Below are 10,046 nucleotides of genomic sequence, written 5' to 3'. Positions count from 1 at the left end.
GCCGAGCAGGACGCCGCCCGCGACCGCGCCGCTCTGGAGCGGGTCCGCGTCGACACCGCCGAGGCGATCGCGGCGCATCGGGTGGCGCTCGTCGCCGCCCGCGCCGCGCAGGCCGCGGCCGAGGCCGCCCGCGACGCCAAGGCCGCCGAACTTCGCGACGCCCGCGACGCCCACGACCGGGAACGCGCCCGGTTCGAGGCGGCCGCCCGCGCCCAGGCCGATCGCCTGCATGCACTCCAGGCCGACCTGACGCACAGTGCCGCCGCCCTGGCGGGCGCCCGGGAGGCCCTGGTCACCGCACAGGGCGAGACCCATGCCCAGCAGACCCGGGCGGAGGCCGCCGAGCGGGCACGCGACGACGCGATAGGGCACGGGCGCGAGGCCGCCGCCCGAGCCGATGCCCTGGAGCGTCGCGGGCAGGACCTCCAGGCCGCCGCCGATGAGGCCGCCGGGCGGGCGGCCGCCGCTCAGACCGCCCTGGCCGCCCGCCAGGCCCTCTGCGACCGGCTCGAAACCGACCTTGCGGCCGCTCGCGCCGACGCCGCCGAGCAACGCGAACGCGCCGCACGCGCCGAAGCCGCGATGCGCCGGCGCGAACCCGCCCCGGCCGACCGGGAGGATCGTGAGGACGGCCCCGGTGAGGCTCCGGAACCCGCCGGCAAGGCGTGAAGGCCCTCACCCGGGAAGCTGCGAGAGAGCCAAGGGGCCGCTGCCCAATCGAGGTGGCCCCACGGCAACGTACCGGAGCAGCGCCTGGCACGACGACGCCGCGGGTGCGTGGTCGGGTTCGGATACTCGCTGGCCGGGACCTCGATCCAGTACGGCGGGCACGGCGCGATCGCCCACCGGCACGTCTCCGACACCCGCGCATCCCGGTTCGCCCGAGCGGTGCCGGCGAGCGAATCGGCGGACGAGTCGGCGGAGTCGCTCACGCCGGTCGGGGGCAGGGGCCGCAAAACCGTTGGCGGGGCCACGGCATCCCCTGGTAATTTCCCGGAGGCCGTGCCAGAGAACAAGGAGGTGGTACCCGTGAACGTATCGACATGGGTGCTCCCCTCCGGGGTCACGGTCGGGCGATAGGTCGTCCGGGAGCGCCGTTCAAGAGCACTCCCGGAAGGCACGACCGTGCGATTCATTTCTGAACTGCGTCTCGACGACGGCGTCCTCGAACGCGAATTCACCCTCGGGGACATTCCCGGTGTCCTGTGGACGCCCGGATCCACATCCGCGCCGGTGCCGCTGATCCTGGTCGGACACCCCGGCGGGCTGCACATGTTGCGCCCCCGGGTGGCGGCGCGGGCCCGGTACTACGCGGCGGAGTACGGCTTCGCCGCGGCCACCATCGAACTTCCCTGGAGCGGTGACCGGCCCCGTTCGGCCGCCGCCGAGCAGGCCCGCGCCGACCTGGGCCGGGCTCTCGGGACCGGCGAGCCGGTCGGCGAGATCGTCGACCGGCTCGTCCTCCCGCTGGTCGAGAAGGCGGTGCCGGAATGGCGGGCCGCCCTGGACGCCCTCCTGGCGCTGCCCGGGATCGGCGGGCCAGTCGGGTACGAGGGGGGAGTGATCGCCATCGGCATCGGGCTCGCGGTGGCCGATCCGCGGATCTCTGCCGCCGCTTTCTTCGCCGGGAGCTTCGTGCCCGGCGCCCTGTTCGAGGAGGCCCGGCGGATCACGATTCCGCTGCAGGTCCTGTTGCAGTGGGACGACGAAGGGAACGACCGGCAGGCGGCCCTGGAACTGTTCGACGCCTTCGGGTCCAAGGAGAAGACCCTGCACGCCAATCTGGGCGGGCACACCGGCGTCCCGCGGTTCGAGCTCGACGCCGCCGCCCGGTTCTTCGCCCGGCACCTGCAATGAGCCCGGGAGCACACCGCGCGCGGCGGTGCCTTCTCGGACGGGACCTCCTTGTCCACGCCGACGGGGCCGCTGCTCCTTTCGGCGATGTCGGAGAGGCCCGGCCCCAGTAGCCACGCGGTGGTCTGGTGGCCTGGGCGGGGACCCGGCTGCAGCCCGGGCGCGCCGGACGATCACGGTCGGCGCGCCCGAGCCCCCGGCTAAGCCTTGGCCATCACGGTGAAGGCGAAGCCCGCTCTCGTCGGGCGGCGTAGCGGAACGTCGGACTTGACGCGGCGCCGCACCTCGTTCCTGCTGAGGCCGAGCCCGTGCGCGACGAGCCGGTCCGGGCGCACCGGCACCGGATCCTCGAAGAGGACCTCCACCCGGACCGGCCACGCGTCGTCGGGTTCCGCAGGCGCGGTGTCCAGCCGCCAGGCGCCCTCCCAGTCCAGGGTGAAGCGGTTGCGACGGGCGATCCGCTGATCCAGCAGCGTGGACGCCACCAGGTCCGGATCGTTGACGCGGTAGCGGTGGAGCCCGGCCGGATCCAAGGACGTCACCGGAACTCGCTCGTGCACGGTGAGCTTGCTCGTCCGATCGCAGGACACGCAGCGGGCCAGCAGCCACACGTCCAGCAGCTTGCCGTTGGCGTTGACGCGGAACCTGCCCTCGCCGGTGGTGGCCGACCCCGATCCGCAGTCCACGCACCGCAACGACAGGAGGGGCGGCCTGGTCCGGCGGACGACCCAGGGCGGCACGGTATGAGGTTGTGAAGACATGAGCTCTCTTGACCTGACACGAGGCCGATCGCGCGCGGCCTCAGACGCTGTACGGCCGGGCGCACACGGGCAGCCCGGCGGAGCCGACGGGAAGGTCGGCTTGAAGGTGAGCGCAAGAAGGTGTCAGGTCTAGAGAGCAGGCGGGGTCACGCGGTTTTCCTCTGTCCTCACTGCGACGGGGCCGCACGCAACGTACGGGAACGCGGGGGAACCCTCAAAGGGTTTTCCGCCAAGCGAGTTCCCCGAGACGCGACGTGCTCGGGTGCGCGGCCGTTGGCTATGGCGCCTCCGGTTATGGCGCCTCCTTGAACGAGCGCCCGTCGGCGGCGAGGGTTGCGCGGAGGACCCCCACGGCCTTCGGGCCGACTCCGTGCATCGCGCGTAGTTCGCCCTCGGTCAGTTCGGCGACCTGGGCGAGCGTGGTGACGCCGGCGGCGGTGAGGGCCCGTGTGGCGGGGCGTCCGATGGCCTTGGGCAGGTCGCCGACGTCACCGGCCGTCGCGGTATCGGCGGCGGCGGCCTGTGCGGCGAGCCGTTCGGGGGCTTGCGAGAGCCAGGCGCGCCGGACCCAGTGATTGAGGCGCTGCCCGTCGACGTCATCGAGCGGGACACCGACGCCGGCGGCGCTCTGCCGTGCCCCCGGGTATGCGGTGAGGAACTGTTGTGCCTCGGCCCGGGGGAGGTGCAGGTGCACCTCGTTTCCGGCCGTTGAGGCGAAGCGCCTGCCGCCGACCGTGAACGCGGTCGTGCCGGTGCTCGTGCGTTCCTCAGCGGTCTCCGGCAGGGACAGCGCGGTCTTGCGCAACTGGGCGGACGTCGTCACGTTGCCTCCTTCGATATCTGCTCGACCGGTCCGACCGTCCGCGCGCCCGGGATTCATCGGCCGTTCGTGCCCAGGAGGCACCGGGCGGGGTTCAGGTGACCGGCCCCGCGGGCCCCGGACTCGTTGATCGCCTCGCCCGGGGCCGCGGGCTTCACACGGGGTTCGCCGGCGCCATGGAGAGGTTCCAGTAGTCGGCGTAGCGGCCGCCGCGGCGGAGCAGCTCTTCGTGGGTGCCCTCTTCCACGATGCGGCCGCCGTCGAGGAAGGCGATGCGGTCGGCGCGGCGGACCGTCCGCAGGCGGTGCGCGACCATCACCACCGTCCGGCCCGCCATCAGCCGCTCGATGCCGTCGTGGACGGCGGCCTCGTTCACCGGGTCGAGGGCGGAGGTCACCTCGTCCAGCAGGACGATGGGCGCGTCCTTCAGCAGGGCCCGCGCGATCGAGACGCGCTGGCGTTCGCCGCCCGACAGCAGCGCGCCGCCCTCGCCGACGCCGGTGGCCCAGCCGGCGGGGAGCCGCTCGATGACCTCGTCGAGGCCCGCGGCGGCCGCCGCCGCCCGCACCTCGGCCGGGTCGGCGTCGGGGCGGCCGAGCCTGATGTTCTCCTCGATCGTGTCGTCGAACAGGTAGACGTCCTGGAAGACGATCGCGATCCGCGCCATCAGGTCCTCGGTGCCGATGGCGCGCACGTCCGCGCCGCCCACGCGCACCGCGCCGCCGTCGACGTCGTAGAACCGGGCGATGAGCTGCAGCAGCGTGCTCTTGCCGGCGCCGGACGGGCCGACGATCGCGAGCCGGCGTCCCTCGGGGACGGACAGGTCGAGGCCGTCGAGCACCGTGCGGTCGCCGCGCCGGAACACGACGGAGTCGAACTCCAGGCCGTGGTGCTCCGGCCGGACGGGACGGGTGGCCTCCGGGAGGGGGCGGGTGCGCAGGACCGCGTCGAGGCGGGCGAGCTCGGAGCGCGCGCCGCGGACCTGGCCGCCGATGTCGGTCAGCGCCAGGAGGGGGTCGGCGCAGCGGGCGGCCAGCACGAGGACCGTCAGGAGTTCCGCCGCCCCGATGCGCCCGCCGAGCGCGAGGTAGGCGCCCAGGGCCAGCAGGACCGTGAAGATCGCCTGCACGACGAGCGTCAGGCCCACCATGCCGGGCAGCGCCGTCAGCACCGTGCGGCGGGACGCGCGCCGGACGTCGCGCAGCGCGTCGTCGAGCAGCCGGAACCGTTCGGCGCTCCGGCCGCCGGCGCGCAGCACCGGCTGCGCCTGGACGTACTCGACGACCCGCGCGCTCGCCTCGCGGCCGCGGGCGTGCCGCTCGGCGTCGGCGGCGTCCATCGAACGTCCCGTCCTGATCTGGATCGCCGCCACGATCGGGACGGCGGCCAGTGCGGCCAGCCCCATGCGCCAGTCGAACGCGAGCATCACCGCGACGATCGTCAGGGGGGTGACGCAGGCGTTGACGAACGGTGCGAGCAGGTGGGCGATGGCGCTCATCGCCTGCAGGACGCCGTGGCCGGCCATGACCGACACCTCGCCGACGCGGCCCGCGCCGTACCAGCCGATGGGCAGCCGCGCCAGGTGGTCGCCGAGCCGGTGGTAGACGCCGCGCAGCAGGGTGGTGCCGACGCGGAAGCCCGACAGGTCGGCGATGTAGCGCAGGACCGCGTAGCCGGCGACGGCGGCGCCGAACGCGGCCAGCCACGGGCGGGCGTCCTCGGGCGTGCCGCCCAGCAGTGCCCGCAGCACGGGCACCAGCAGCGCGTAGGACAGGCCTTCGGCGACCGCGGCGGCCGTCATCAGGGCCATGGTGCGGCGCACCGGCCGGGCGTATTCGTGTCCCAGCACGCGCAGCAGCGTTCGGATCATCGCGGTTCTCCTCGCGGGGCGTCCTCGGGGGTCGTGTCGTCGGTGCGCTGGGAACGCCAGAACGCGGCGAACTTCCCGTCGCGGGCCAGCAGTTCGGCGGGGGCGCCGCGCTCGGCGATCGTCCCCTCCTCGAGCATCACGACGGTGTCGGCGTCGGCGATCGTCTCCAGGCGGTGCGCGATGACCAGGACGGTGCGGTCGCCCTTCAGCGTCGCCAGGGCGCGGCGCACGGCGTGCTCGGTGTGCGGGTCGGCGAAGGCGGTCGCCTCGTCGAGCACCAGGACGGGGGCGTCGGCGAGGAGCGCGCGGGCGAGCGCGACGCGCTGCGCCTCGCCGCCCGACAGCCCGGCCTCCTCGCCGAGCACCGTGTCGTATCCGCGGGGCAGTTCCAGGACGCGGTCGTGGATGTTGGCCAGCCGGGCGGCGCGGGCGACGGCGTCGCGGTCGGCGTGCGGGACGGCCAGCGCGATGTTCTCGGCGACGGACGCGCGCAGCAGCCGGACGTCCTGGAAGACGAACGACACCGTCCGGTACAGCTCGCGGGCGTCGAGGTCGCGCAGGTCGGCGCCGCCGAGGACGACCGATCCGTGCGTGGGGTCGAAGAACCGCGGCAGCAGCTGGACGAGCGTGGACTTCCCGCTGTTCGAGGGGCCGACGAGCGCGGTGACGGTGCCGGGCTCGAGCGTCAGGTCGATTCCGCGCAGCACCTCGTGCCCGGGTTCGTAGCCGAACCGGACGCCGCGCAGTTCGACCCGGTGGCCGGCCGGGGCGGCCGCGTTCGCGGGTTCGGGCAGCGGCTCCTCGGCGAGCACGTCGCGGATCCGGCCGACGGCGCGGTGGGCGGCCTGCATGTCGTCGAAGCCGTGGCCGAGGGCGGCGACGGGGGCGGTCAGCCCGAGGCCCAGCAGCAGGAAGGGCAGCAGGTCGGCGGCGGCCATGGACCCGCCGGTGACGAGGACGGCGCCGCCGGTCAGCACGACCAGCAGCACGAACGGCGGCGACACGAAGACCTGCATCGCCGCGCCGATCCCGGCCAGGCCGCGCACCAGGCGCACGAAGACGTCGGCGAAGTCGTCGGTGGCGGCGCGGAACCTGCGGTGGGCGCGCTCGGAGCCGCCGAACGCCTTGACGACCGCGATGCCCTGGACGAACTCGACGGCCGAGTTCGCGATCCGCCCCATGGCGGCGTCGAAGGCCTTCTGGTCGCGCAGCCGGCCGGGGGTCATCATCAGCGGGACCAGCGCGAGCGCGAGCGCCACCGGGATGAGGCTGACGAGGGTGAGGCGCCAGTCGACGGTGAACAGGTAGGCCAGCGACACCAGCGGCACGACGAACGCGGAGACCAGTTCGCCGGGGGTGTGGGCGATGAACGGGTGGACGGCGCTCACGTCGTCGCCGACGACCTTCGCGAGCTCGCCGGTGCGGCGCCGGGTGAGCCGGCCGATCGGCACGCGGCCCAGCCGTGCGGCCAGCAGCCGGCGGAACGACAGCTGCACCCGGTCGTCGACGAGGTGCGCGAGCCCGGACGACGCGGCGGTGAACAGCAGCCGGGCGAGCAGGCCGGCGGCTCCCGCGATCACGACGGTCCGGACGTGCCCGTCGTCGATCGGTTCGGGCGCCAGCAGGGCGCGGCCGAGTTCGGCGACCGCCAGCAGCGGGGCCAGGCCGGCGAGGGCGCCGATCACCTGCAGGATCACGACGGCGGCGAAGCCCGGCAGGTGCGGGCGCAGCAGCGCCGGTGCGGCGTCCGGCGGCGCGGCGCGCCGCCGGGTGAGGGCGGGGTCCGCGGCGTTCATCGGTCTCCCGCCTCCGCGGTGCTCGTGACGGCCGGGGCGGGGGCCTCGCCGCCGGTCCGCCTCTCCAGGCGGCTGCCGTTCGGCAGGGTGACGGCCATGATGGTGCTGGGGGTGTCCAGTTCGATGCGGTGCCATCGTCCGCGGGGGACGATGGCGGCGGTCCCGGCGGTCAGCCGGATCTCCTCCTCCCGCTGCCCGGGCCGTTCCGGGCGCAGGTAGAGGCGGATCTTCCCGATGAGGCAGGACACGATCTCCTCGGCTTCGGGGTGGGCCTCCCAGTGGTCGGCGCGGACGTCGGCGCCGGTCCTGGCGTGGAGGGCCGTGAGGCGCCAGCCGTCCCGGCCGGGGTCCGCCGTTCTTCGCGCGGCGTGGATCGTGCCGCCGTCGCGGAGGTGGATCGGGGACGCGAAGAGGTCGATCGGGGTGAGCGTCATGGCGAGACTTCCTTCGTGCCGTGGGGGCGAGCAGGGCGGGGCTGGGCGCCCGGCCGGTTCCGGGCGGGGGGCGGGCCGCCGCGGCCGCCGGTCCGCTCTGGATGCCGGTCCGCTCTGGATGCGGCGGCGGGCCGGGCGGCCGGCGGGACGGCCGGCCGCCGCACGTCCTCCGCTCTGATCGCGTTCATGCCGGACAGCGTGCTGTTCGGCACGGGCCGCGGTCGTCCTGTCCGGGGAGTGTCCTGCGGGTGGCACCGGGGGAGCAGGGCCGGGCCGGCTACTTCGCCGGGAGTAGTGGCCGTTCCTCCGTCCAGCGGAGACTCGGCGCCGGAAAAGCTTCTAATGTACGCACAATGAGGTTTCTGGACCGGGTGGGGCCGCTCGCGCAGGACGGGCTGCTCGCCGCGGCGATGGCCGTGCTGCTGTCGGTCTTCGTGTTCGCCGAGCCGCGGGCGGGCGCGCTGGATCTCGCGGCCGTCCTCGGCGGGTCCCTCGCGCTGGTCGCGTGGCGGCGGGCGCCCCTGGTGGCGCTGTTCGCCGGGACGGCGTTCATGCTGGTGCTCGCGGCGCACCTCCGGCCGGGACCGGCGGCCGCCTATCCGGTGATGGTGGCGGTGTTCGCGACGGTCAGGGCCGGCCGTCCGGTGATCGCGGCGGTGACGGCCGTGGTGTTCCTGGGCGCGGGGCTGGCGGTGAACATGTCCGGCGCCGACGGTGCCGCAGAGAACTTCCAGGACACGACGCTGCTGGTCGGCTGGTTCGTGGCGTCCGGGGTGGCGGCGACGGTGACCCGGCACCGGCAGGCGTACCTGGAGGAGGCCGAGCGGCGGGCGGCCGAGGCCGAGCGCACCCGCGAGGAGGCGGCCCGGCGCCGCGCGGGCGAGGAGCGGCTGCGCATCGCGCGGGAGCTGCACGATTCCCTCACCCACAGCATCTCGGTCATCAAGGTGCAGGCGGGGGTGGCGGTCCACCTGGCGCGCCGGCGCGGCGAGGAGGCGCCCCCGGCGCTGCTGGCGATCCAGGAGGCGAGCGGCGACGCGATGCGGGAGCTGCGCGCCACCCTGGAGGTGCTGCGCGACGCCGGGCGCCCCGCCTCGGGGGAGCCCGCGCCGGGGCAGGACGGCGGGCAGGACGTCGGGGAGGGCGTCGGGGAGGGCGGCGCCGGTGAGGCGGCGGCCAGCGGCCTCGGCCGGCTCGGCGACCTGGTGCAGCGGGCCGGCTCGGCCGGGCTGACCGCCACGGTGACGATCTCCGGCGGGCGGCGGGAGCTGCCGGCCGAGGTGGACCGGGCCGCGTACCGGATCGTGCAGGAGGCCCTCACCAACGTCGCCAGGCACGCCGGCGGTGCGGCCGCGGCGGTGCGCATCGACTACGGGGACGAGGAGCTGGTCGTGCAGGTCGACGACGACGGCGAGGCCGACCCGGACGCGCCGCCCGTGCCGGGCACGGGGCTGCTGGGCATGCGCGAGCGCGTCGTGGCGCTCGGCGGCAGGCTGCGGGCCGAGCCCCGCCCCGAGGGCGGTTTCACCGTGCGCGCCGAGCTTCCCCTCGGGGCGGCGTCGTGATCCGCGTGCTGCTCGTGGACGACCAGGCGCTCATCCGCGGCGGGTTCCGGGCCCTGCTGGAGATCGAGGACGACATCGAGGTGGTGGCCGAGGCCGCCGACGGCGAGCGGGGCGTCGCGCTGGCCCGCGAGCACCGTCCCGACGTCGCGCTCGTCGACGTCCAGATGCCGGTGATGGACGGGATCGAGGCGACGCGGCTGATCGCGGCGGACGAGCGGCTGAGCGGCGTCCACGTGGTGATCCTCACCAACTACGGGCTCGACGAGTACGTCTTCGACGCGCTGCGCGCCGGTGCCTGCGGTTTCCTGGTCAAGGACACCGAGCCCGCCGACCTGCTGCAGGGGGTCCGGGTCGCGGCACGCGGCGACGCGCTGCTGTCCCCGTCGATCACCCGCCGGCTGATCGGGGAGTACGTGGCCCGCCGCCCGGGGCCGGCGCCGGAGGTGCTCGGCGCGCTGACCAACCGGGAGCGCGAGGTGACGGCGCTGGTGGCCCGGGGCCTGTCCAACGACGAGATCGCCGCCCACATGGTGATCAGCCCGACGACCGCGAAGACGCACGTCAGCAGGGCGATGACCAAGCTGGGAGCCAGGGACCGCGCGCAGCTCGTGGTGTTCGCCTACGAGTCCGGTCTCGTCGCCCCGCGGCGCGGCTGACGCCCGCCCGGCCCGCGGGCGCGGGGTCGGGCGGCCTTTCAGCCGAGACGGTGCCGCAGGACGTCGACGCAGGCTGCGCGGCGGGTGGCGTCGCCCGGGTAGCGGCGGCGGCACTCGCGCTCGATCCAGTCGGGTGTCCGGCCGGACCCGGGCGGCTTGCGGGCGCGGGGCCGGTCGCCGCGCGGCGGGCGGTCGCCGCGGGGGTGCCCGGGCGTGTGCTCGCGGGCCCGTCCGCCACCGCCACCGCCGCCGCCGGCACCGTCACCGGCGCCGTCGCCGGGGGCGCCGGG

9 protein-coding genes and 1 pseudogene are annotated in these 10,046 nt (G+C 75.2%); 4 read left to right on the top strand and 6 right to left on the bottom strand.

Going from position 1 to position 10,046, the window contains the following annotated elements:
• Together ACFQ11_RS35695 and ACFQ11_RS35690 are read left to right on the top strand one after the other, a co-directional pair.
• A pseudogene (locus ACFQ11_RS35695) lies at positions 1–669 on the top strand (hypothetical protein); the annotation flags it as partial.
• 456 nt (positions 670–1,125) lie between these two features.
• A complete protein-coding gene (locus ACFQ11_RS35690) occupies positions 1,126–1,857 on the top strand; it encodes an alpha/beta hydrolase (RefSeq protein WP_378307007.1) in 732 nt (243 codons plus the stop codon).
• A gap of 197 nt (positions 1,858–2,054) precedes the next feature.
• Here the strand turns inward: ACFQ11_RS35690 and ACFQ11_RS35685 are convergent, their stop codons facing one another.
• From ACFQ11_RS35685 to ACFQ11_RS35665, 5 genes are all read right to left on the bottom strand, one after another.
• Positions 2,055–2,540 (bottom strand): DUF1062 domain-containing protein, encoded by a 486-nt coding sequence (locus tag ACFQ11_RS35685; RefSeq protein WP_378307005.1) that lies wholly within the window; start codon positions 2,538–2,540, stop codon positions 2,055–2,057.
• A 367-nt stretch (positions 2,541–2,907) separates the two neighbouring features.
• On the bottom strand, positions 2,908–3,438 hold the full coding sequence (locus ACFQ11_RS35680) for a hypothetical protein (RefSeq protein WP_378307003.1): 531 nt from the start codon (positions 3,436–3,438) through the stop codon (positions 2,908–2,910).
• Between the two features lie 151 nt (positions 3,439–3,589).
• The gene (locus ACFQ11_RS35675; protein WP_378307001.1) at positions 3,590–5,305 is read right to left on the bottom strand and encodes an ABC transporter ATP-binding protein; all 1,716 of its coding nucleotides are present in this window, start codon (positions 5,303–5,305) and stop codon (positions 3,590–3,592) included.
• Positions 5,302–7,101: an ABC transporter ATP-binding protein gene (locus tag ACFQ11_RS35670; RefSeq protein ID WP_378306999.1), complete on the bottom strand. Its 1,800-nt coding sequence runs from the start codon at positions 7,099–7,101 to the stop codon at positions 5,302–5,304. The genes ACFQ11_RS35675 and ACFQ11_RS35670 overlap by 4 nt, the downstream gene beginning before the upstream one ends.
• Complete coding sequence (locus ACFQ11_RS35665) at positions 7,098–7,535, bottom strand: cupin (protein ID WP_378306997.1); 438 nt, start codon at positions 7,533–7,535, stop codon at positions 7,098–7,100. The genes ACFQ11_RS35670 and ACFQ11_RS35665 overlap by 4 nt, the downstream gene beginning before the upstream one ends.
• 353 nt (positions 7,536–7,888) lie before the next feature.
• Here ACFQ11_RS35665 and ACFQ11_RS35660 point away from each other — a divergent pair, with 353 nt between their 5' ends.
• Together ACFQ11_RS35660 and ACFQ11_RS35655 are read left to right on the top strand one after the other, a co-directional pair.
• Positions 7,889–9,100 (top strand): sensor histidine kinase, encoded by a 1,212-nt coding sequence (locus ACFQ11_RS35660; protein WP_378306995.1) that lies wholly within the window; start codon positions 7,889–7,891, stop codon positions 9,098–9,100.
• Positions 9,097–9,756, top strand: a complete 660-nt coding sequence (locus ACFQ11_RS35655) for a response regulator (RefSeq protein WP_378306993.1) — start codon at positions 9,097–9,099, stop codon at positions 9,754–9,756. Before ACFQ11_RS35660 ends, ACFQ11_RS35655 begins: the two co-directional genes overlap by 4 nt.
• Positions 9,757–9,794: 38 nt before the next feature.
• Here ACFQ11_RS35655 and ACFQ11_RS35650 read toward each other — a convergent pair.
• The coding region (locus ACFQ11_RS35650; protein WP_378306991.1) for a hypothetical protein at positions 9,795–10,046 on the bottom strand (252 nt) is incomplete at its 5' end.

The organism is Actinomadura sediminis (assembly GCF_042675525.1).
In the GTDB taxonomy this organism is placed as follows: Bacteria; Actinomycetota; Actinomycetes; order Streptosporangiales; family Streptosporangiaceae; genus Spirillospora; species Spirillospora sediminis.
The sequence above is the reverse complement of the archived record's forward strand: the minus strand, read 5'-3'. Positions and strand labels throughout refer to the sequence as shown.

What these genes read in the sequence shown, in the direction of transcription:
- ACFQ11_RS35675 (WP_378307001.1), bottom strand. Translation starts at nt 5,305, where the DNA reads ATGATCCGAACGCTGCTGCGCGTGCTGGGACACGAATACGCCCGGCCG.
- ACFQ11_RS35660 (WP_378306995.1), top strand. Translation starts at nt 7,889, where the DNA reads ATGAGGTTTCTGGACCGGGTGGGGCCGCTCGCGCAGGACGGGCTGCTC.
- ACFQ11_RS35670 (WP_378306999.1), bottom strand. Translation starts at nt 7,101, where the DNA reads ATGAACGCCGCGGACCCCGCCCTCACCCGGCGGCGCGCCGCGCCGCCG.
- ACFQ11_RS35665 (WP_378306997.1), bottom strand. Translation starts at nt 7,535, where the DNA reads ATGACGCTCACCCCGATCGACCTCTTCGCGTCCCCGATCCACCTCCGC.